Source organism: Sphingobium terrigena, assembly GCF_003591655.1.
Lineage (GTDB): Bacteria > Pseudomonadota > Alphaproteobacteria > Sphingomonadales > Sphingomonadaceae > Sphingobium > Sphingobium terrigena.
Genome location: NZ_QVRA01000005.1, coordinates 102845 through 125023, shown reverse-complemented (window position 1 = coordinate 125023; position 22179 = coordinate 102845). Strand labels below are relative to the sequence as shown.

The window sequence follows — 22179 nt, the reverse complement described above, 5'->3', positions numbered from 1 at the left end:
AATCGGCCAAGTTTGAATGGCAAGCAAGTGTTTTTGGCCCCCCCCGAATGAAGCACTATATACAACCATGCCATTCAATCCCACGCAATCCCAATGGACAGTTGGCACTTGTGATGGTATCAGTTAAGTGTCGGAAGCAAAAACCGAGGTTAAATCAATACCTTGTCATGACTGCCGGGTGCCCGTAGGGGTCACCATCATGCAGGCAGGCGCGCGGTCGCCGGACTCCGATGGTGCGAAGATAGCTGTTTTCCACGTTAATCCCTGTTTTACCATGGTTGACCTTGGCGGGTCTTAGGGTGCAACATTGGTGTCATGAAAAAGGCAGAGGGTGCATTGCTGACCATCAGCGAATTGGCGGGTGAACTGGGTCTGCCCCAACATATATTGCGCTATTGGGAAACCCGTTTCCCGCAGTTGCGCCCGCTCCAGCGCTCCGGCAATCGCCGCTATTATCGCCCCGCCGACGTGGCGCTGGCCCGCCGTATCCACGACCTGCTCAATGTCGAAGGCTTCACCGTCAAGGGCGCGCAAAAGGCGCTGGTCGATGGCAATGCCACGACCATGCCTGATGCGCCTGTCCATCCGGCTGACGATGTGTTGAGCCAGTTGCAGGCGATCCGTTCGACGCTGGCCCGCGCGCTCGGCGAATAAGTCGGGTCAGCGCGTCCCTGGACCCAGCGCCGGGTCCAGATCACGCGGGCGCGTGAAGCTGACCAGCGTGGCGATATTTTCCTGCGCCTCATCCCACCGGTCGATGGGAAGGTCGAGTACGGCGATGCTGGCGGTCGGGAACTTCACCTCCACATCCTCTCGCATTGGGTTGTTGCCGTCGTCGGGCACCAGGTCGAGGATCAATTCCTCAAGCCCCGGATTATGCCCGGTCAGCAGCGCACTGTCCGCGCTGTCGGGCAGGTCGCGGATGACATCGAACAAGGTGGGGGAGGAGGCGAGATAGATGCGCCGGTCCCAGCGCGCGTCGAGCGTCTCGCCAAAGCCGGCAAAAAACGTCTCCAGCGTCTGCACCACCCGCACGGCGGGCGAGGCGACCAGCGCGTCGAACTGCATCTGCCGCCGGGCGGCAAACTGCCCCATCAACAGCGCCGCCTTCTCGCCCCGGTGGTTCAGGGGCCGGTCGAAGTCGCGGGCCACCGGATCGTCCCAGTCGGACTTGGCGTGGCGCAACAGGGTCAGCCGCTTCATTCTCTCTCCAGATGGCTGTGGCCGGATTCGTGTCCCTGATGCCCTAAGGGCGTCGTTTCGCCAAGGGATTCGCGCCGCGAAGCGACACTGACGGCAATGATTGCCTCGTCCAGTGTCACCCGGCGGATCGGCGTGCCTGGCGGAAAGGCGCTCAGCAAGCGGCTCGGCATCGCGGCGGACAGGATGACGAAACTGCCCTTGTCCTCCGCCCGGCGAATGAGGCGACCAAAGGCCTGCGCCAGCCGCGCGCGGATCAGCCGGTCGTCATAGGCGTTGCCGCCATTCGCCAGCCGCCGCGCGGCGTGCAGCACGGTCGGCTTGGACCATGGCACCCCCTCCATCACCACCAGCCGCAGCGAATGGCCCGGCACGTCCACCCCGTCGCGCAGCGCGTCCGTCCCCAGCAGCGATGCACGCGGATCATCACGGAAAATATCGACCAACGTGCCGGTATCGATCGGGTCGACATGCTGCGCGTAGAGCGGCAGCCCGGCGCGTGCCAGCCGGTCGGCGATGCGGGCATGGACCGCGCGCAGCCGCCGGATCGCGGTGAACAGCCCCAGCGTGCCGCCGCCCGCCGCCTCGATCAATCGTCCATAGGCCCCCGACAGCGCGGCGAGATCACCGCGCTTGATGTCGGTGACGATCAGCACCTCGGCGCGCGCGGCATAGTCGAACGGGCTGCTTGCCTCGAACCGCCCGGCACCATGGGGCAGATGGGTCGCCCCGCTGCGGCTTTCCGCATTGCCCCAGTCGCCGCCGCCTTTGAGCGTCGCGGAGGTGACGATCACCCCTTGCGCGGGTTTCAATACGGTTTCGGCCAGCGGGCGGCTGGGGTCGAGCCAGTGGCGATGGATGCCGATATCATATTCGCGCCCCTCGACCCGGTCGACGGTCATCCAGTCGACATAGTCGGCGTCGGCAGGACCGCCGATCCGCGCCAGCAGTGCCAGCCAGGCGCTGATCAGGTCGCGCCGCCAGCCGAGCGACGCCACCGCCCCCTCGATCCGCGCCCGCGCCGCGCCATCCAGCCAATCGGGTGCATCCTCGATCACCGCTTCCAGCCGACGCGACAAATGCGTCAGCGGACGCAACAGCGCGTCGAGCGCCAGCGCGGCCTCCTGCGCCGCCTCGACCAGCGGCCCGTCCGGCGCAGCCAGTTCGGTCTCCAGGCCATAACCAGCATCTGCCTCGCCCGTGTCCGCCGCGCGGGCAAAGACAGTGCCGCGCACGGCGGCGAACAGCGCTTCGAGCGGCCCGAACGGCTCGCCCGCCACGACGCGCTTGAGCCACTCATCGGCGGGCAAGGCGAGCGCCGCGTCGGCGGCGGCGCGGATCGCCTCGCCCCCTTCGACGTCATAGCTGGCCAAGTCCGACAGGCGCGCCGACAGGCCGCGCCGCCGCCCGCGCGATCCACCCTCCGGTCCCATGATCCAGCGGCGCAGCTCGATCGCCTCCTGCCCGGACAGGGCAACGGAGAAAGTCGAATCCGCCGCGTCGAACAGATGATGGCCTTCGTCAAAGACGATGCGCTGCGGCCGCTGCCCGGTTTCGCGCCCGCGCGCGGCGTTGATCATCACCAGCGCATGATTGGCGATGACGATGTCCGCGTCGGCGGACGCACGCGCTGATCGCTCGATGAAGCATTTGCGATAATGCGGGCAGCCGGCATAGATGCACTCGCCGCGCCGGTCGGTCAGCGCGGTGGAGCCGTTGCGGCGAAACAATGTCGGCAACCATCCGGGCAGGTCGCCGCCGACCATATCGCCATCCTTGCTGAACGCCGCCCAGCGCGCGACCAGCTGCGCCAATATCGCGGCGCGGCCGGTAAAGCCGCCCTGCAACGCATCTTCCAGATTGAGCAGGCAGAGATAATTTTCCCGCCCCTTGCGCACCACCACCCGCTTGGCCGCCACCGCCGCATCGGGAAACAGGCGCAGCGATTCGCGGTCGAGCTGGCGTTGCAGCGCCTTGGTATAGGTCGATACCCACACGGTCCCCTGCGCTTGGCGCGCCCAGAGCGAGGCGGGGGCGAGATAGCCCAATGTCTTGCCAATGCCGGTGCCCGCTTCCGCCAGCAGCATATTGGGCTGGTCACGGTGCGCGCGCGGGCGGAATGCGCTGATCGCGGCGGTGGCATAGGCGCGCTGGCCGGGGCGCGCCTCTGCCCCGGCACCGGTCAGCGTATCGAGCTGCGCCAGCACCTGCGCTTCATCCAGCACCACGGTGCGCGGGGCGGGGCGGGGTTGCGCCTCCTCCCATTCGGGAAGCTTGGAAAAGAGCCAGCGCTCGGCTTCCTTGGGCTTGGCGATGCGCGGCGCGACCAAAGGCGACCAGGGCCAGCGCAGCCGGTGCAGCGTCTGTACCGATGTCCAGCCGCCTTCCCGTTCGCGCCAGTCGGGCGATTCGATCCGGTCGAGCAAGGCCTGCGCCGCGCTCTGAAGCAAAGCGGGAATATCCGCTTCCGCGCTCGGCACCGGCAGGCCAAGCGCCTGCGCCAGTCCCTTGGGCGTGGGGACGAGGAAGCGGGCGGGGTGGAGGAAGGCCCACAGTTCAAGCAGGTCCAGGCCATTGAGATCGGGATAACCAAGGCGCTGGCCAGTCAACGGCGCGTTGAGCAGCAACACCGGCGTTTCCGCCGCCCGGCCGATCGCCTGCCCCTTGGCTAATCCTTGCGTCCGGCCACCCTCGCGCAACCAGATGCCGCCATGGCTGGCGTGGAGGGCGGGCAGGGATGCAGGATCAATCACCCGCCCCGTTTAAGCGAGCGGGAACAAAAGGAAAACCTGTTTCAGCTTGTCCTGCGGCCAAAACCACCACCGCCCGCGGCCATTGCGCGGGCGCGTGGCTGGAAGGCGACAGGTGTATAATGCGCTGCACGAGCCAGCTCCAGCTGCTCGTAAAGCGGGCCTTCGTTCAGCTCATAGGGGAAACGGATGCCCATGCGATCCTCTTCGGACCAGCGGACCGTGCCAAAGGTGATATGGCCGTCCATGTCGATCTGGCACGACGATCCGGCCGGCAGGGTGCAGCCGACCACCTGCGCGCCACCCTCGCTCAGGTCGACGATCGTGCCTTCCAGGCTGTCGAGTACGGTCGTGACGACAATAGCGATCTCGACCACGATGCGTTCGCGGGTGCGCAAGCTTTGCATGATGCCTCCAGAAACCTGATTATCGACGGCCAGGGTTAATGAAACCCTAACGTGCGAACGATTCTTAACGCAGTTTTGCCACCAAAGGACGTTTCTTTTCGGCCTGTCCGGGGCTAGGGGGCGTAGCCATGACCGCGACCGACATGATCCGTACCGCCGCACTGGCGGCCAAGGCCTGGCCCTATGAAGAAGCGCGCAAGCTGCTCAAGCGCTATCCCAATGGCGCGCCGGACAAGGGCCATATCCTGTTCGAGACTGGCTATGGTCCCTCAGGCCTGCCGCATATCGGCACATTCAACGAAGTGTTGCGCACGACGATGGTGCGCAACGCCTATCATGCGCTGTCGGATATTCCCACGCGGCTGGTGGCGTTCAGCGACGATATGGACGGGCTGCGCAAGGTGCCCGACAATGTCCCCAATCAGGCGATGCTGACGGAGCATCTGGGCAAGCCGCTGACCCAGGTGCCCGACCCGTTCGGCAAGTTTGAAAGTTTCGCGCACCATAATAATGCGATGCTGCGCGAATTTCTCGACCGTTTCGGTTTCGACTACGAGTTCGTGTCGGCGACCGAACGCTATCAGGCGGGCGCATTCGACGATGCGCTGCGACAGGTGCTGCGGTGCAATCAGGCGATCCTCGACATCATGCTGCCGACCCTGCGCAAGGAACGGCAGGCGACCTATTCGCCCGTCCTGCCGATCAGCCCCAAGAGCGGCATCGTGCTGCAGGTGCCGGTCGAGGTGATCGATGCCGAGGCGGGCCTGATCCGCTTCGAGGATGAGGGCGAGATGATCGAGCAATCGATCCTGTCCGGCGGGGCCAAGCTGCAATGGAAGGTCGACTGGGCGATGCGCTGGGTCGCGCTGGGCGTCGATTATGAGATGGCGGGCAAGGATCTGATCGATTCTGTGACCCAGTCGTCGAAAATCTGCCGCGCGCTGGGCGCCCGCCCACCCGAAGGCTTTAATTACGAGATGTTCCTCGATGAAAAGGGCGAGAAAATCTCCAAGTCCAAGGGCAATGGCCTCAGCCTTGAACAATGGCTGACCTATGGTCCGCAGGAAAGCCTGTCCTTCTACGCCTATCGCGAACCCAAAAAGGCCAAGCAACTGCATATGGGCGTCATCCCGCGCGCGGTGGACGAATATTGGCAGTTCCGCGGTAACTATCCCAACCAGCCGATCGAACAGCAGCTCGGCAATCCGGTCCATCACGTCCATGACGGCAAGCTGCCCGAAGGCCGGTTGCCGGTAACCTTCGGGCTGCTGCTCAATCTGGTCGGCGTGATGGGCGACGCCAGCCGGGATCAGGTGTGGGGCTATCTCACCAACTATGTCGCTGATGCGTCGCCGGACACCTATCCCGAACTGGACGCGCTGATCGGCCATGCCTTGGCCTATCACCGCGATTTCGTGGCCCCCACCCTCCAGCGCCGAGCGCCCGACGCCAATGAGGCCACAGCCTTGCGTAGGCTCGACGCGGAGCTGGCTGCGCTACCGGCGGACGCCACGGCGGAAGATATCCAGAATATCGTCTATGCCATCGGCAAGGATGAGGCGTTCGGCTTTGCCGAGCTGCGGGACTGGTTCAAGGCGCTCTACCAGACGCTGCTGGGGGCGGACCAGGGACCGCGCATGGGCAGCTTCATCGCCCTCTATGGCATTGATAATAGCCGCAAGCTCATTGCGCGGGCATTGGCCGCCTGAATCGACGGATTTTAGCGGGAAACGGGAACTTTTCAGGCGGACGCGCGTTATGCGCAACGGTCCACCCCCCTTTCGGACTGATGGTGCGTCCTGCGTGCCATCGGCCGCGCTTGCCCGGCAACGGGCGGCGCGGCCAAGTTGGGGGGAACGTCCACAAAAACGGCCCCGGACATTGCTGTCCGGGGCCGTTTATCTATTGAGGCCGGCGGCTTACCAGAAGAAACCGCGATGCACCTGGACCACGCGCCCGTTGCGGACATTCACCAGCATCACATCATTGTAATGACGTACCCAACGCTGGTTCACGCCCGGACGGGGCAGGCGATAGCGATAGGGATCGGCGATATAATAGCGCGAATTATAATAGGCCGGGCGCAGTCGAACCCCGACATTCCACTGATTGTAGCGGAACGGCGCGCGCCAGTTGCCGCCGCGATAGACGTCGCGGTGATTGCGGCGATAGTCGCGCCAGTCCTCGCGGGCCTCCTGACGGGCATCGCGGACATCGCGCCGTTCCTCGCGTACATCCCGGCGATCGCCATAGCGCTGTGCCTGACGCAGATCGCGCTGCTCCTCCCGCAGGTTGCGTTCGCTGCGGCGCGCTTCGCCATAGGATTGGGCGGACGCGACACTGGGCGCCACCGTTGCAGCCAGCAGGCCCAGGATGATCAGTTTACGCATAGCATATCTCCATTTCCTCTGGCGGCTGAACCCTGTCCGGCTGGACCGGGTTCCCTGTCGCCAACACAAGGAGATATGGGGCAGCGCGCCTGAACGGTCGGCGAATGAAGCTGTCAGTTTTCAGTCATTTATGTCGCAAAGTGTATCGATGTTCTAAGTTCTGGGCGTCCATGGCCGTTCGCGAAACCATTTTGTGACGACATATTTGGTGCCCTGTTCGACCGGCCGGGCGGCGTGCAGGCTGAACCGGTTGGGCGCGCCTTCCTCGGTCATATTGTTCCAGATCAGAATCATTCCCTCGACCGGCGGCACCATGAATTGACACTGGGGGAAATGGGTTTCGCCCCCGGCCTCGACTGGGGAGAGATAGATCATCGTCGTCCAGCTGCGCTGCCCGCCAGTGACGCGCATGGCGGGCCAATAGTCGGCGGTGACGGGGAAATAATCGCAATGCAGCCGATATTCCTGGCCGCTGGTATAGCGCTGGCCCTGCAATGTTTCGCCATGGTCGGCGGGCAGGCCCGTCAGCGCGCAGATGCGGTCGCTCACGGCCTTGACCAGCGGATCGAACGGATCGAGATTGCAGCTATGGCTGGTGCGATAGTCCGCATTGGCGCTGCCGGAAAACAAGGTCGAAGGCTGCGCGCCCGCGTCGATGATCGCGCGCAGATCGGCGCATTCTTCGGGGCTGAGGAAGTCCTGCCGCCCATATATGGCAAGGTCAGGCGCGTCGATCCGGCTGACCATCGGGTTGCGCTCCAGCCGCGCCTGCACCTGCGCGCCGATCGCCGCGCGGGTGGGCGAAGCGATGCCGCCATCATCGTCTAACTCTGTCATGCCTCCCTCCTGCCACAGCGTCAGGTCGCATGAAAAGACCCCGGTGTGTTGCCGCACCGGGGTCAGTATTCCTGAAGGCCACTTCAGGGAGGCGTGTTACCAGAAAAAATCATGGATCACATCGACGACATAGCCGTCGCGAATGTCCACCAGCATGGCGTCGTCATAATAGCGCACCCAGCGCAGCGTGCCGTACGCGGGCGGCAGGCGATAGGAATAGGGGTCGTTCAGCCAATAGCTGTTGGAATAGAGCAGGCTGCTCAGCACGATGCCCACGGAGAAACGGCGATAGCCATAGTCCCAGCCGCGTGGCGCGTTGTAGCGCCCCATGCGATACTGGTTGCCATAGCGGTTGCGATAGCTGTTCCAGTCATAGCGCCGGTCCTGCCGCCAGCCATTATTCCAGCGCTGCTGGTTGCTCCAGCGGGTGCGGTCGTCATAGCGCCGGCCATTATTCCAGTTGCCTGCCGAGCCGCGATTATCGTTCCAGCGCCGGTCGTCACGACGATCATCGCGGCGGTCGTCACGTCTGTCCTGACGATAATCCTGCCGACCGTCGCGGCGATCATTGCGCCAGTCCTGCCGATCGGCGCGCTGGTCCTGGCGATAGTCCTGCCGGTCATTGCGGCGATCATCCCGCCTGTCCTGCCGCGCATCCTGCCGCGCCGGTGCTGGCACGACCGCAGGATTGCCGGGGTTGCGCCACGGACGATTGGCACGCGGTTGCTGGACGGGGGCTTGCTGCACCGGAGCCTGCGCTACTGGGCGCTCCTGCCGCTGTTGCCAGCGTTGCGCCTGCTGCCCGTCACCGCCCATCGGCCGCTGTCCGTTACCGCGCCACTGATAGGATTGGCGGTCTGCTCCGCCACGGTCTGCCCCGCCGCGTTCTGCACGGTCGCCGCGATTGCCACGGCCATTCTCATTGCTCTGGGCATAGGCCGGCGCGACACCGCTCAACAGCGTTGCAGCCATCAGTCCCGTCAGCATCATCTTCCTGAACATCATCGTGACTTTCTGTTTGCGGGAACCTTCTGTCCCCTCATGCCGCCCTTCTAGATGGCGCGCCATGTCGCAATTCTGAACCTGTCCGTCAGCTTATCGAAAGAATCGCCGGGCGTAATGAACCCAATTTCGGCTTTGCGCGTTGTTCCGTGTTCGTATCGTTCCGTCCGTTAAAAATGGCCGGAACCGGGTCAAAAGCTGATCCAGATCAGTGCAGGGTGCCTGCCACCTCTATAGGACTGCCGAGTGAAGAAATCTCCCAATGTCAGCGGCGTCCGCCAGGCTCTGCGCGAAGCGACGAGCGACAGCCATCACCGTGTCGACACGCTGTTTTCAGGCTATCAACTTGATTCGCAAAGCCATTATGCTGCCTTCCTGACCGCCCATGCCCGCGCGCTGGGCGCGCTCGAATCGGTTGCGCGCCCCGCATCGCCACGCCTGTCGCTGATCGCGGCGGATCTGGCGGCGATGGATATGGCCATGCCTGCGCCTCTGTTTCTCGCTGATCCCGACCGGGATGGCTATCGCTGGGGGCTGTTATACGCGCTGGAAGGATCGCGTCTGGGCGGCGCGATGCTGGCGCGTCAGGTCGCGCCGGGCCTGCCCCGCGCCTATCTGTCGGCGGTCCATGGCAAGGGCGGCTGGGTCGCCTTTCAGCAGGCACTTGATCAGGCTGCCGCTGACGGGGGCGAAGGCTGGCTGGATGACGCCGTGCAGGGCGCGCAGGCCGCCTTCGCCCTTTTTGCCGCAGCCGCCCGGCCCGAACCGGTCGTCGCTCATGGCTGACGGCGGCACTGGCGCGGATTTCGCCGTCAACCTAACCAATTGCGATCGCGAGCCGATCCATGTGCTGGGTACGGTCCAGCCATTCGGTTTCCTGATCGCGCTGACCGCCGACTGGCTGGTGTCGCGCGTATCCGCCAACAGCGCCGCGTTCATCGGCCTGTCGCCTGACGACATGCTGGGCAAGCCGGTGAGCGCCCTGCTGGATGGCGAAGCCATCCATACGCTGCGCAACCGCATCACCCTGCTGCGTGGCCCCGATTCGGTTGAGCGCATCTTCTCCCTGCCGCTGATGCCGGGCGGCGCGCCGTTCGACGTTGCCGTCCATTTTTCCGGCCAACTGGTGGTGATAGAGGCTGAACCCGCCAGCGCGGACGAGATGGAGGCCAGCAGCACCGTCCGCGCGATGGTCGCCCGGCTGGCGCAGGCCGATGGCATGACCGCCTTCTTGCGCGATGGCGCGCGGCAGGTGCGGGCGCTGACCGGCTTTGATCGGGTGATGGTCTATCGCTTTGCCGACGGCGGCGATGGCGAGGTGGTGGCCGAAGCGCTGCGGCCCGGCATCGACAGCTTTTTTGGCCTCCACTATCCCGCGTCCGACATTCCGGTGCAGGCGCGCGCGCTCTATCTGCGCAACATCTTTCGCGTCATTGCCGATGTGCAGGCGGTGCCGGTGCCTGTGGTCCCGACGCTTGACCCGACCGGCGCGGCACTGGACATGTCGCTGTGCCTGACCCGCGCCGTCTCGCCGATCCATATCGAATATCTCCGCAACATGGGGGTGGGGGCGTCGCTCTCCATCTCGATCATTGTTGAAGGGCGGCTGTGGGGGCTGTTCGCCTGCCACCATTATGCCCCGCGCCTGCCGACCTTTGCCCAGCGCAGCGCCGCTGAACTGTTCGGCCAGATCTTCTCGATGATGCTGGAAAGCCGCGAGCGCGCCGAAACCGCCGCCTATGAAGGCAAGGCGCGGCAGGTGGCCGACCGGTTGATGTCGGCAGTGGCGCAGGACCATGACCTGCTGTCCAATGCCCGCTGGCTGGGCGACATCATCTTCGACACGATCCCCGCCGATGGCGTGGGCGTCTATATTGACGGGCAGATCAGCTTTTCAGGGCTGACCCCGGACAAGGCGGCCTTTGCCAGTATCGTCTCGATGCTCAACCGCGTTGCCGCCAGCCAGGTCTATACCACCGATACGCTCAGCCGCGTCCTGCCCGAAGCGGCTGCCTATGCCGACCGCGCCGCCGGGCTGCTCGCCATTCCCCTGTCGCGCCGCCCGCGCGATTATGTCGTGCTGTTCCGCGCCGAACAGCTGCGCGCGGTGCGCTGGGCGGGCAATCAGGACAAGCATATCGAATATGGTCCCAACGGCCCGCGCCTGACCCCGCGCAAAAGTTTCGAGGAATGGTCGGAACTGGTGAAGGGGACGGCACTGCCGTTCGCGCCCGCCCAGTTGCGTGTCGCCGAAGCACTGCGCACCGCCTTGCTGGAAGTGGTGCTGCGCCTGTCCGATTCGGCGGACGCGGAACGGCAACGCGCGCATGAGAAGCAGGAATTGCTGATCGCCGAACTCAACCACCGGGTGCGCAACATATTGGCGCTGATCCGTGGCCTCCTGTCCCAGACGCGCAGCAGCGCCGTGTCGGTGGAGGATTTCATCGGCACGCTGGAAAGCCGCATCCATGCGCTGGCCCGCGCCCATGACCAGATCACCGCTGACCGCTGGAGTCCCGCGCGCCTCTATGACCTGATCGAGGTGGAGGCGGGCGCCTATCTGGGCGAGCGGCGCGACCGGGTGCGCCTGTCCGGTCCCAATGTGCTGCTGACGCCGGGTTGCTTTACCGTCATGGCGCTGGTGATCCACGAAATGCTGACCAACGCCGCCAAATATGGCGCGCTGTCGGACAATGGCACAGTCGCGATCGATTGGCATGTGGATCAGGATGGCAGCCTGCTGATCGACTGGACCGAAAGCGGCGGCCCGGCCGTCGTCGCCCCGACGCGGCGCGGCTTTGGATCGACCGTGATAGAGCGCTCCATCCCCTATGATCTGGATGGCCATGCCGAAATTCATTACAGACTGGCCGGAATAGAGGCACATTTCTGCATCCCCTCCGTCCATGTCGTGTCGGTGCTGCCCGATGTCGTCGGCACGGAACGTCCGCTGCCTGTCATCGCCGCGACGCCCGAACTCCTCAAGGGGCGCCATGTCCTGCTGGTCGAGGATAATATGATCATCGCCATGGATGGCGAGGATGCGCTGCGCGATCTGGGCGCCGACGTGACCACCGCCGCCAGCGTGGCGCGGGCGCGTGAGGCGATCGAGCAGCAGCCCATTGATCTTGCGGTCCTGGATTTCAACCTGGGCGCTGAAACCAGTATGCCGGTGGCGGACCTGCTGGCCGAACGCGGCATCCCCTTCCTGTTTGCAACCGGCTATGGCGACGGGCTGGAACTGCCGGATCGCTTTGCCGGGGTCACCTTGGTCAAGAAGCCCTATTCGGGCGCGACCCTGGCGCAGGCGATGACGCCACTGGTCGATCGGAACCGCTAGAAACGGAATGTTTCGTGCTTGCCCGTTGCGGTTGCTATCCCGCGCGCCAATGTGCTGGGCATGACTCAGCCCAGCCTCTTCATCCCCCATGGCGGCGGTCCCTGCTTCTTCATGGACCCCGCCGATCCCGGCCATCCGCATAGCGATCCGATGTGGCAGCCGATGCAGGACTATCTGGCCGGGCTGATCGCCAGCCTGCCCGAACGCCCCCGCGCCATCCTGCTGGTGTCGGGCCATTGGGAGGAGGCGGCTTTCACCGTCCATGTCGGCGAGCAACCCCCGCTTCTGTTCGACTATTATGGCTTCCCCCCGCACACCTACACGCTGCGCTGGGACGCGCCGGGCGCGCCAAATCTGGCCGCGCGCGTTGCGACGCTGCTTGCCGGAGCAGGCTTTGCGACCGCGCAGGAGGTGGCGCGCGGCTGGGACCATGGCGTGTTCATCCCGATGAAGGTCGCGCTGCCGGATGCCGACATCCCGCTGGTCCAGCTGTCGCTGCGCCACGATCTCGACCCCGCTGCCCATATCGCCGCCGGGCGCGCGCTCTCCGTGTTGCGCGACGAAGGCGTTCTGATCGTCGGATCGGGCATGAGCTTTCACAACTTGCGCGTGCGCGGGGCGCAGGCGACCGCGCCGTCGCAAGCGTGGGACGATGCGCTGACGGCCGCGGTGACCGATCCTGATCCGGCCCGCCGCGCGGAGCGCGTCATCGCCTGGGACAGCCTGCCTAACGCCCATTTCGCCCATCCGCGTGAGGAGCATCTTTTGCCGCTGATGGTGGCACTAGGGGCGGGCGGCGATGATCCGGCGGTGCGCGATCATCACAGCATGGTGATAGGCTGGGCCGTGTCGGGCTATCGCTTCGGTTGAGGCGCAGGCCTGCCCAGCGCCGGGACGGTGCGGGCGGCATCCTCCGGCGTAATGCCCGGCGGCGGGGCGGCGGCCCCCTGTTCCCCAACACCCGTATCCTCGCCCCGCATGATCCGTCCCGCCCGGCGGATCGCGCCGCGCAGCCGGGGATAGATGCCGCAGCGGCAGATATTGGTGATCGCCGCGTCAATCTCTGCGTCGCTTGGATCGTTGGTCCGGCGCAGCAGCACCGACGCGGCCATGATCATGCCGGGGATGCAATAGCCGCATTGCGACACATTGTCGGCGGCGAACGCCTGTTGCACCGGATGGCCGCGATCGGGCGACAGCGCTTCGATCGTGGTGACGAAACGCCCCTCGGTCTTGCCGATCGTCACCTGGCAGGACCGCACTGCTTCCCCGTCTATGTCCACCGTGCAGGCACCGCAGTCGCCCGTGCCGCAGCCATATTTGGTGCCGGTCAGGTTCGACGCATCGCGCAGCGCCCACAGCAAAGGCGTGTCCGGGTCCATGCGATATTGCACCGGCCGGTCGTTGACGGTGAAGCGGGTCATTCGGCGTCCGGCTCTTCCGTCTCGACCTTGTGATACAAGACTTCGTTGCGGACGTGGATGATCTTGGACCCCAGCCGGATTTCCTGAATGAAGGTCGCAAAGCCGCCCGCCTGCAACAGCATCGCCAGACTGAACAGCACCGCGATCGCCGTCCCCAAATGCGCGTCGAACAAATTGCCCGCAAACAGCAGGATGACGACCAGACAGACGGCGCAGGCCGACGCGACCGATAGGAAGATCGCGATATTGACCACGCTCATCCGTTGGTCGAGGACGCGGATTTCATGGACCAGCCGGTCATGCTCGCGCCCCCGCGTGGTCAGGATTGCCGCCTCCACCGTCCGCGCCCGGTCGATGATCCGCGCCAGCCGACTGACGCAGACATTCAGGAACGCACCGATCCCCGCGAGCAGGAACACCGGCGCGAGCGCCAGCTGGATGGTCTGCGCGACCTGAGAGACTTGTGGCAGGGGGATCATCGCGCGGCACCTCTTACGAGGCAGCTATCCTTCATTGTGGCTGGCGGGGCAAGGGGATCACAAGCGGCGGTGGCCCAAAGGACGCGCCTCATCGCAACGAACACGCAGCGCTTTTAACGCAGGATAGTCTTTTGGCTCAGGCCGCGCCCTTGGCCGGCGTGTTGACGCCCATCGACTTGAGATAGGATCTGATGTTGCGCGCTGCCTGCCGCAGCCGCTGTTCATTCTCCACCATGGCGATGCGGACATAGCCTTCGCCATCCTCGCCATAGCCCACGCCCGGCGCGACCGCGACCTTGGCATGGGTCAGCAATTGCTTGGAAAATTCCAGGCTGCCCATCTCCTTGAGCGCAGGCGGCAACGGTGCCCAGGCGAACATGGACGCGGGCGGGGCGGGAATGTCCCATCCGGCGCGACCGAAGCTTTCGACCAGTACGTCGCGGCGCTTGTGATAGAGTTCGCGGTTCTTCTGCACGATATCCTGCGGGCCGTTGAGCGCTGCGCAGGCGGCAGCCTGTATCGGCGTGAACGCGCCATAATCCAGATAGGATTTCACCCGGCTCATCGCCGCGATCAGCTGCTTGTTGCCGACCGCAAAGCCGATCCGCCAGCCCGCCATCGAATAGGTCTTGCTGAGCGAGGTGAACTCGATCGCAATATCCTTCGCGCCCGGCACCTGCAAGATGGAGGGGGTCGGGTTGCCGTCATAATAAAGCTCGGAATAGGCAAGGTCGCTCAGGACCCAGACCTTATTCTCCTTCGCCCAGGCGACCAGCCGCTCGTAAAAGGCCAGATCGACCGTCTCGGCGGTCGGGTTGGACGGATAATTGACCACCAGGATCGACGGGCGCGGCACGGTGAAGGCCATGGCGCGGTCGAGCGAACGGAAATAATTGTCGTCCGGCGTCGTCGGCACCGACCGGATGGTCGCGCCTGCCAATATGAAGCCGAACATATGAATCGGGTAGCTGGGGTTGGGGGCCAGCACGACATCGCCCGGCGCGGTGATCGCGGTGGCCAGGCTCGCGAGGCCTTCCTTGGACCCCATGGTCACGACGACTTCGGTTTCCGGGTCGACATCGACACCGAAGCGGCGGCCATAATAATTGGCCTGCGCCTTGCGAAGCCCCGGAATCCCCTTCGATTGGGAATAGCCATGGGCGTCGGGCTTGCGCGCCACCTCGATCAGCTTGTCGATGACATGCGGCGGCGGCGGCAGGTCGGGATTGCCCATGCCCAGATCGATAATATCCTCTCCCGCCGCACGCGCGGCGGCCCGCATCGCGTTGACTTCCGCGATGACATAGGGGGGCAGGCGCTTCATGCGATAGAATTCTTCGGACATTATAAGGCTTTCCTGAAAGCTCTAGGTAAGGAATAGTGCGCGACGCGCCGTTGCCGCGTCACACTCTGGCTATAACCGGCCCGATGGCGACGCGCCAGAGAAAGCGGCGCACAGAAACGATGCCAGGAGGAGCAGGGTGGCCATGGATAAAGCCGACATCATGGAGCCGCATCTGCCCACGCTCGAACAGATGCAGCAATGGACCCATGCGATAGGCCAGGCCCAGCAACTGATGCTGGAGCAGGCGGCGGGGGCAGCGGGCCAGACCCTGCCTTTCTCGCCTGAAGCGGTGGCGCGCATCCAGACGAGTTTTGCCGACGAAGGGCTGGCGATGTGGCAGCGTTTCCTCGATTCGGGCGGCATGTTCCGCGACCATCCCGAACCGGCCCCGGCAAACAGCCCGGCGGCTGCCAAGGACCGGCGCTTTGCCGATCCCGCCTGGACCCAGCACCCCTTTTACGACCTGATCCGGCAAAGCTATCTGCTCGTTTCGGACTATATGCTGCAGCTGGCCGATGCGGTCGATGGCGTGGACCCCAAGCAGAAGGCCAAGCTGCGCTTTGCGACCAGCGGGATGCTCGATGCGTTCTCGCCCTCCAATTTCCCGCTGACCAACCCCACCGTGGTGGAAAAGACGATCCAGAGCGGCGGCGAAAATCTGGTCAAGGGTTTGCAGCATATGTTGGCCGATCTGGAAAAGGGCCAGCTGACCCACACCGACGGCACCCAGTTCGAGTTGGGTCGCAATATCGCCGCGACGCCGGGCAAGGTGATCCACGAAACCCCGCTCTACCAGCTCATCCATTATGCGCCATCCACGCCGGACGTATTGGCCACCCCGCTCATTATCTTCCCGCCGTGGATCAACCGTTTCTATATTCTCGACCTGTCCCCACAAAAAAGCTTCGTCAAATGGGCGGTGGATCAGGGGATCAGCGTGTTTCTGGTGTCGTGGAAGTCCGCCGATGCGTCGATGAAGGATTTGATCTGGGACGATTATATCCTGCGCGGCCAGATCGACGCGATCGACACGGTGCGCGATCTGCTCAAGGTGCCCAGCGTCCACACGATCGGCTATTGCGTCGCGGGCACCACGCTGGCGGCGACGCTGGCGCTGCTGGCCGCGCGGGGGGAGGGGGACAAGGTCGCAAGCGCGACCTTCTTCACCGCCCAGGTCGATTTCACCAAGGCGGGCGACCTGACCCTGTTCATCGACGATGAACAGATGAAGCTGGTCGACCAGCTGTCATCGCAAGGGTTTCTGGACGGGCGCTATATGGCGCTCACCTTCAATCTGTTGCGCGGGCGAGACCTGATCTGGTCCTATGTCGTCAATAATTACCTGCTGGGGCAGGATTACCCGCCGTTCGACCTGCTCTACTGGAATGGCGACACCACCAATCTGCCCGCGCGCTGGCACAAAGATTATCTGACCCAGCTCTATCGCGACAATCTGCTGGTTGTCCCCGGTGCCATCACGATCGACGGCACGCCGATCGATCTCAAAAAAATCATGACCCCTGCCTATGTGCAGGCGGGCAAGGAGGACCATATCGCGCCGCTGGAAAGTGTGTGGAAACTGACCGAGAATCTGTCCGGGCCGATCCGCTTCCTGCTCGCCGGGTCCGGGCATATTGCCGGGGTCATCAATCCCCCGGTCGCGCAGAAATATCAGTATTGGGCCTGCGACGACAGCCAGCCGACGCTCGATGCCTTCCTTGCCGCAGCGCAGGAAACCAAGGGCAGCTGGTGGCCCGACTGGCGCGCCTGGATCGAGCGACTCGACCCGCATACTGTCCCGGCCAAAGGCGCGCGCCAGCCTGGCAAAGGGCGGCTCAAAGCGATAGAGGACGCGCCGGGGCGCTACGTAAAGGGGCGTTAATCCCGCTTTTTCCAGCCCTTGCGTCCCTCCGCCGTCGGACAGGATGACGGTTTTGTTGCACTGCACAATAAGTCTTGCAATCATCTTGCGAAATGATTATTGTGCACTGCAACAAATGGAGAAAAGTCCATGGCCGTAACACCCAAGACCGGACGCAGCGCCCCGCGCGCCAAAAGCGCATCGACGACCTTGTCGGCCAGCGAAGCGCTCAAGGCTGCTGAAGCGGCAATAGCGCCTGCTCCCAAGAAGCCAGCCGCGCGCAAGGCGACGGCATCGAGCGTCAAGGCGATCGATGCCAATCCGTCCGCGATCGTGGCAGCGACCACCGCCGTCGACGCGCCGCCAGAGCCTGAATTGCTGTCCGAACCGGTCGCGGAAGCTGCACCGGTCGCAGCGCCCGAACCCGTTGTCGAAGAGCCGGTGGCCGCCTTGCCGCCGGAAGCCCCGGCCGAACCCGAAATGATCAAGAGCCTGCCCAAGCAGGCCGAACCGTTCGCAATCAAGACGCTGTCCGCCATAGAAGGAACCAAGACGATGAACGACGTAATCGAAACCGGCAAGAAGTTCGCTGAAGACGCCAAGGCGAAGCTGGAAACCGTCTATGCCGACCTGAACGAAAAGGCCAAGGTCAGCGTCGAAAAGTCGACCAAGGCGATCGAAGAATTTAGCGACATCGCCAAGGGCAATGTCGAAGCGCTGGTCGAATCCGGCAAGATCGCTGCCAAGGGCATGGAAACGCTGGGCCAGGAAGCGGTCGATTATAGCCGCAAGAGTTTTGAGAAGGCGACTGCCTCGTTCAAGACCTTCTCGACCATCAAGACGCCGACCGAATTTTTCCAGCTGCAGAGCCAGCTGTTTTCGAGCAGCTTTGATGATTTCACCAAGGAAGCCGCCAAGAGCAGCGAAGCGATGATGAAGCTGGCCGGTGACGTCGCCAGCCCGCTGACCGCCCGCGTGACCCTGGTCACCGACAAGGTGAAGTCGCTCGCTGCCTAAGCGACCGGACGCATGGCATCAGGGGCGCGCTCTCCATATCGGAGGGCGCGCCCTTTTGCTGTCTGCAAAATAGATGGTTACCACAGGCGCATGTCCCTGTGGACCCCTTGCCATGCGATGACAAATCGCCATATTCTCGCCCATCATGACCAGCATTTTGACAGCATCGATGATCCCCGTGACGATGGCGGGGGAGGATCGCGACGATCCGGGCGATGGCACCGGTCCCAGCGTCGGCATTGCCACGCGCACCCGCACCCGCACGAAAAAGCCGTCGCTCTACAAGGTGCTGATGCTCAATGACGATTACACGCCGATGGAATTCGTCGTGCATGTCCTCCAGCAATTTTTCCGCATGGATATGGAGCAGGCGACTCGCGTGATGCTGCATGTCCACCAGCGCGGCGTCGGCGTATGCGGTATTTTCAGCTATGAAGTTGCGGAGACCAAGGTCAATCAGGTGATGGATTTCGCCCGGCAGAACCAGCATCCGCTGCAATGCACGCTGGAAAAGGCCTGATTGCGGCCATTATCGGATTTACCGTAAAATTCGATCAGTCAGCACGTTTTAATTAATTTCACCGGAACTTGAAGGCGGCTTATCCTTTCTCCATTCGCTAGACGAGGAGCAAGATCATGGCCGACAAGCCCATCATGACGACCAGCGGCGGTGCGCCGATCGCCGACAATCAGAACAGCCTGAGCGCTGGCCCGCGCGGCCCGCTGCTGCTCCAGGATTATCAGCTGCTCGAAAAGCTGGCCCACCAGAATCGTGAACGCATCCCTGAGCGCGTCGTCCATGCCAAGGGCTGGGGCGCGCATGGCACGCTGACCATCACCGGCGACATCAGCGCTTATACCAAGGCGAAGGTGCTGCAACCGGGCGCGCAGACGCCGATGATCCTGCGTTTCTCCACCGTTGCCGGTGAAGCAGGCGCGGCGGATGCGGAGCGCGACGTGCGCGGCTTTGCCATGAAATTCTACACGCCCGAAGGCAATTGGGATCTGGTCGGCAACAACACGCCGGTCTTTTTCGTGCGCGATCCACTGAAATTCCCCGATTTCATCCACACGCAAAAGCGTCATCCGCGCACCAATTTGCGCTCGCCCACGGCCATGTGGGACTTCTGGTCGCTCAGTCCGGAATCGCTGCATCAGGTGACGATCCTGATGTCAGATCGCGGCCTACCCACCGATGTGCGCCACATCAACGGCTATGGCAGCCACACCTTCAGCCTGATCAACGACGCCAATGAGCGGTGCTGGGTCAAGTTCCACTTCAAGACGATGCAGGGCCACAAGCATTGGACGAATGAGGAAGCGGCGCAGGTCGTGGGCCGCACCCGCGAATCGACGCAGGAGGATCTGTTTGAGGCGATCGAAAAGGGTGACTTCCCCAAATGGAAGGTGCAGGTCCAGATCATGCCCGAACTGGACGCCGACAAGACGCCCTATAATCCGTTCGACCTGACCAAGGTGTGGCCGCACGCCGATTATCCCCCGATCGACATTGGCGTGATGGAGCTGAACCGCAACGCCGACAATTATTTCGCGGAAATCGAGCAGCTGGCGATGTCGCCGTCCAACATCGTGCCGGGCATCGGCTTCTCGCCCGACAAGATGCTCCAGGCGCGCATCTTCGCCTATGCCGACGCACATCGTCACCGCATCGGCACCCATTATGAGGCGCTGCCGGTCAACGCCCCAAAATGCCCGGTGCATCATTATCACAAGGACGGGGCGATGCGCTTCACGCCCAACAACCCCAACCCGGCGGCCTATTATGAGCCGAACAGCTTTGGCGGACCGGTCGAGGACAATAAATTCCTGGAGCCGCCGCTGCGGATTTCGGGCGATGCAGACCGGTGGAACCACAGGGAGGGGAATGACGATTTCAGCCAGCCCCGCGCCTTGTTCGAACTGTTCGACGCGGGCGAGAAAGACCGGCTGTTCGCCAATATCGCCGCAGCCATGGGCGATATCCCCGACTTTATCGAGGAACGTCAGTGCAAGCTGTTCGACCAGGTCCACCCCGATTATGGCGCGGGCGTGCGCGCGGCGCGGGCGACGATCAAGGACCGCAATCCGTCCATCTCCGCGCCGACCGATCAGCTGCTTTCGGATGCGTCGGCCTGACGCCACGGCCCAGCTTTGAAATACGCGACCCCGGCGCGAAAGCGCCGGGGTTTTTGCGTCGCCATTACAGCGGCCTTTCCCTCCATAGCGGGCGAATAGTGAGCAAATATTAAGGATGCCGCGCTAGCCTCCTTGCCAACATGCAACGGTCCGCCCTTCGTCACTCCTCTTCGATATTCGCGCCGGTCATCACCGGCAGCGTGTACTTCGTCGTGGCGACGGTGGCGCTGCTGCTCTCCCGCTTTGAAGGCGGCCTCGCCTTCATCTGGGGCGCCAACGCTTTCCTGATGGCAGAATTGCTGACATCGCGCACCCGCTACTGGCCGCGTGCCATCATCGCCTGCGCCATCGCCAGCGCAGTCGCCACCGCCCTGTTCGGCATGGGACCGCTGGCCGCCATCCCGATGGCTGCGATCAATGTCGTCGAATCGCTGATCGTTGCGATCATCTGCCGTCGCTTCGTGCCGGATCGTCGGATTATCGGTGCGATCCGCCCGTTGATGGTGTTCATCATCGCCCTGTGTGGCGTTGCCAATGTGATCGCCGCTGCCATGGCAGCGACCGTCGCCTCCTTCCTGAGCCCGGTGCCATTCGGAGCGTCCTGGCTGCAATGGTATAGCGGTCATGTGCTGGGCGGGCTGACCTTCGCGCCGATCATGATCCTGTTGTTGCAGGGGGAATGTGGCCGCTGGTGGCGTGACACGCCGGTGCGGGCGAAGGTCGAGATGGTCGGGCTGCTGGCGCTGTTCGCCCTAGGCATCGTCCATATATTTTTCTGGGCACGCTATCCACTGCTGTTCGCGTCACTCCTGCCGCTGGTCCTGATCGCCTTTCGCACCGGACAGATGGGCGCGGCGGCGTCCATCATCATCCTGGCAGTCGTCGGTGGAGTGGCAACCATGCATGGCGTCGGCCCGATGACGCTCATCCCCGGATCGACCGGGGCGCGGGTGCAATATTTTCAATTCTACCTCGCCCTCAGCTTCCTGCTGAGCATGTTGGTTGCGGCCGAACTCAACAGCCGTCGGCGCCTGTTCTTGATGTTGCAGGATAGCGAAGCGCGTTATCGCGCCATTGCCGAACATAGCGGCGACGTGGTCCTCAACATCGGTGTGGACGGCATCATCCATTATGCCTCGCCCTCGGCTGCCGAACAGATTGGCTGCGCGCCCGAACTGCTGATTGGCCAGTCCGCCGCCAATCTGGTCGATCCGCACGACCGTGCACTCGTCATCGCTACCCACCGTCGCGCGCTGGCGCATCCGGGCGTGAACCACATGGTGGAATTTCGTCCCCTCGTGTCCGATGGCGACCTGCAATGGTGCGAGATGGTCAGCCGCGCGGTGGTGGATGAACGTGGCAAACCCAGCGGCGTTGTCAGCATGATTCGCGACATGTCGCGGCACAAGGCACGCCAGCAGGCGCTGCAACAGGTCGCTGCGCGCGATTCGCTGACTGGCGCGGACAGTCGCCACGCCTTCCTCGAAAAGCTGGAAGCGGAAATATTGCGCGCGCGTCAGGGCGCGCGATCCTGCCTGTTGTTGATCGACATCGACCATTTCAAGGCGGTCAACGACCGCTACGGCCATGGCGCAGGCGACCGGGTACTCACCGCCTTTGTCGAACGGCTGCGGCCGGGGCTGCGAAGCGTCGACAGCATCGGTCGTCTGGGTGGCGAGGAATTTGCGATCCTGCTGGCCGACAGCGACATCGATCGCGCGAGCATGATCTGCGAACGGCTGCGCGTCCGCATGATCGATCCGATCCCGGTGGACGAAGCGGGGGGAGAGGCCATCTCCGTCACGTTCAGTGCCGGCCTCGTGGAACTGGACGGCAAATCGACCCGATCGGCGATGCTGGAGGCAGCTGACAAGGCGCTGTATCGTGCCAAGCATAGCGGCCGTAACTGCCTGCGTCTGGCGGCTTAGACGCGGCGGACGGCAGGTTCATGCCCGTCCACAAAAACACGCAATGATATGTTGTAACTTATG

At 63.6% G+C, this 22179-nt stretch carries 19 protein-coding genes; 10 read left to right on the top strand and 9 right to left on the bottom strand.

Features of this window, described 5'->3' with window-relative positions; translation table 11 throughout:
- Positions 1–315 precede the first annotated feature (315 nt).
- Complete coding sequence (locus tag D0Z70_RS07330; protein ID WP_119744899.1) at positions 316–654, top strand: MerR family transcriptional regulator; 339 nt, start codon at positions 316–318, stop codon at positions 652–654.
- Positions 655–660: 6 nt separating this feature from the next.
- Here D0Z70_RS07330 and D0Z70_RS07325 read toward each other — a convergent pair whose 3' ends face one another.
- From D0Z70_RS07325 to D0Z70_RS07315, 3 genes are read right to left on the bottom strand one after another with little or no spacing between them, the layout of a single operon-like run.
- Positions 661–1203: a SixA phosphatase family protein gene (locus D0Z70_RS07325; protein WP_119744897.1), complete on the bottom strand. Its 543-nt coding sequence runs from the start codon at positions 1201–1203 to the stop codon at positions 661–663.
- A complete protein-coding gene (locus D0Z70_RS07320; protein WP_119744895.1) occupies positions 1200–3953 on the bottom strand; it encodes an ATP-dependent DNA helicase in 2754 nt (917 codons plus the stop codon). Before D0Z70_RS07320 ends, D0Z70_RS07325 begins: the two co-directional genes overlap by 4 nt.
- A gap of 41 nt (positions 3954–3994) precedes the next feature.
- Positions 3995–4357 carry a PilZ domain-containing protein gene (locus D0Z70_RS07315; RefSeq protein WP_119744893.1) on the bottom strand — a complete coding sequence of 121 codons (363 nt, stop codon included), beginning with the start codon at positions 4355–4357 and terminating at the stop codon, positions 3995–3997.
- 128 nt (positions 4358–4485) lie between these two features.
- Between D0Z70_RS07315 and D0Z70_RS07310 the strand changes: the two genes are divergently transcribed.
- Entirely contained in the window at positions 4486–6066 is a 1581-nt protein-coding gene (locus tag D0Z70_RS07310) for a lysine--tRNA ligase (protein WP_119744891.1), read from the top strand.
- Between the two features lie 210 nt (positions 6067–6276).
- On the opposite strand, the gene D0Z70_RS07305 is transcribed toward D0Z70_RS07310, so the two are convergent.
- From D0Z70_RS07305 to D0Z70_RS07295, 3 genes are all read right to left on the bottom strand, one after another.
- Complete coding sequence (locus tag D0Z70_RS07305) at positions 6277–6747, bottom strand: RcnB family protein (protein ID WP_119744889.1); 471 nt, start codon at positions 6745–6747, stop codon at positions 6277–6279.
- A gap of 153 nt (positions 6748–6900) precedes the next feature.
- A complete protein-coding gene (locus D0Z70_RS07300; RefSeq protein ID WP_119744887.1) occupies positions 6901–7584 on the bottom strand; it encodes a prolyl hydroxylase family protein in 684 nt (227 codons plus the stop codon).
- A 96-nt stretch (positions 7585–7680) separates the two neighbouring features.
- On the bottom strand, positions 7681–8589 hold the full coding sequence (locus D0Z70_RS07295; RefSeq protein WP_119745191.1) for an RcnB family protein: 909 nt from the start codon (positions 8587–8589) through the stop codon (positions 7681–7683).
- A gap of 243 nt (positions 8590–8832) precedes the next feature.
- Between D0Z70_RS07295 and D0Z70_RS07290 the strand changes: the two genes are divergently transcribed.
- Genes D0Z70_RS07290 through D0Z70_RS07280 form a run of 3 tightly spaced genes read left to right on the top strand, consistent with a single transcriptional unit; the run spans position 8833 to position 12796 of the window.
- Complete coding sequence (locus tag D0Z70_RS07290; protein ID WP_119744885.1) at positions 8833–9372, top strand: biliverdin-producing heme oxygenase; 540 nt, start codon at positions 8833–8835, stop codon at positions 9370–9372.
- Complete coding sequence (locus D0Z70_RS07285) at positions 9365–11926, top strand: HWE histidine kinase domain-containing protein (protein WP_119744883.1); 2562 nt, start codon at positions 9365–9367, stop codon at positions 11924–11926. Before D0Z70_RS07290 ends, D0Z70_RS07285 begins: the two co-directional genes overlap by 8 nt.
- A 60-nt stretch (positions 11927–11986) precedes the next feature.
- Entirely contained in the window at positions 11987–12796 is an 810-nt protein-coding gene (locus tag D0Z70_RS07280; protein ID WP_119745189.1) for a DODA-type extradiol aromatic ring-opening family dioxygenase, read from the top strand.
- Here D0Z70_RS07280 and D0Z70_RS07275 read toward each other — a convergent pair.
- The 3 genes from D0Z70_RS07275 to D0Z70_RS07265 form a co-directional block, all read right to left on the bottom strand.
- A complete protein-coding gene (locus D0Z70_RS07275; RefSeq protein ID WP_119744881.1) occupies positions 12781–13350 on the bottom strand; it encodes a (2Fe-2S)-binding protein in 570 nt (189 codons plus the stop codon). The two genes, D0Z70_RS07280 and D0Z70_RS07275, sit on opposite strands and share 16 nt — an antisense overlap.
- Positions 13347–13829 (bottom strand): DUF2721 domain-containing protein, encoded by a 483-nt coding sequence (locus tag D0Z70_RS07270; RefSeq protein ID WP_119744879.1) that lies wholly within the window; start codon positions 13827–13829, stop codon positions 13347–13349. Before D0Z70_RS07270 ends, D0Z70_RS07275 begins: the two co-directional genes overlap by 4 nt.
- A gap of 136 nt (positions 13830–13965) precedes the next feature.
- Positions 13966–15174, bottom strand: coding sequence for an LL-diaminopimelate aminotransferase (locus D0Z70_RS07265; protein WP_119744877.1), 1209 nt, complete (start codon positions 15172–15174; stop codon positions 13966–13968).
- 142 nt (positions 15175–15316) lie between these two features.
- Here D0Z70_RS07265 and D0Z70_RS07260 point away from each other — a divergent pair, with 142 nt between their 5' ends.
- The 5 genes from D0Z70_RS07260 to D0Z70_RS07240 all read left to right on the top strand — a co-directional run bounded on the left by D0Z70_RS07260 (position 15317) and on the right by D0Z70_RS07240 (position 22116).
- The gene (locus D0Z70_RS07260; RefSeq protein ID WP_119744875.1) at positions 15317–17056 is read left to right on the top strand and encodes a PHA/PHB synthase family protein; all 1740 of its coding nucleotides are present in this window, start codon (positions 15317–15319) and stop codon (positions 17054–17056) included.
- A 129-nt stretch (positions 17057–17185) separates the two neighbouring features.
- Positions 17186–18052 (top strand): phasin family protein, encoded by an 867-nt coding sequence (locus D0Z70_RS07255; RefSeq protein ID WP_119744873.1) that lies wholly within the window; start codon positions 17186–17188, stop codon positions 18050–18052.
- A 145-nt stretch (positions 18053–18197) separates the two neighbouring features.
- Positions 18198–18572, top strand: a complete 375-nt coding sequence (clpS, locus tag D0Z70_RS07250) for an ATP-dependent Clp protease adapter ClpS (RefSeq protein WP_119744871.1) — start codon at positions 18198–18200, stop codon at positions 18570–18572.
- Positions 18573–18688: 116 nt separating this feature from the next.
- Positions 18689–20188, top strand: coding sequence for a catalase (locus tag D0Z70_RS07245; protein WP_119744869.1), 1500 nt, complete (start codon positions 18689–18691; stop codon positions 20186–20188).
- Between the two features lie 140 nt (positions 20189–20328).
- The gene (locus tag D0Z70_RS07240; protein ID WP_182913876.1) at positions 20329–22116 is read left to right on the top strand and encodes a sensor domain-containing diguanylate cyclase; all 1788 of its coding nucleotides are present in this window, start codon (positions 20329–20331) and stop codon (positions 22114–22116) included.
- Positions 22117–22179 lie beyond the last annotated feature (63 nt).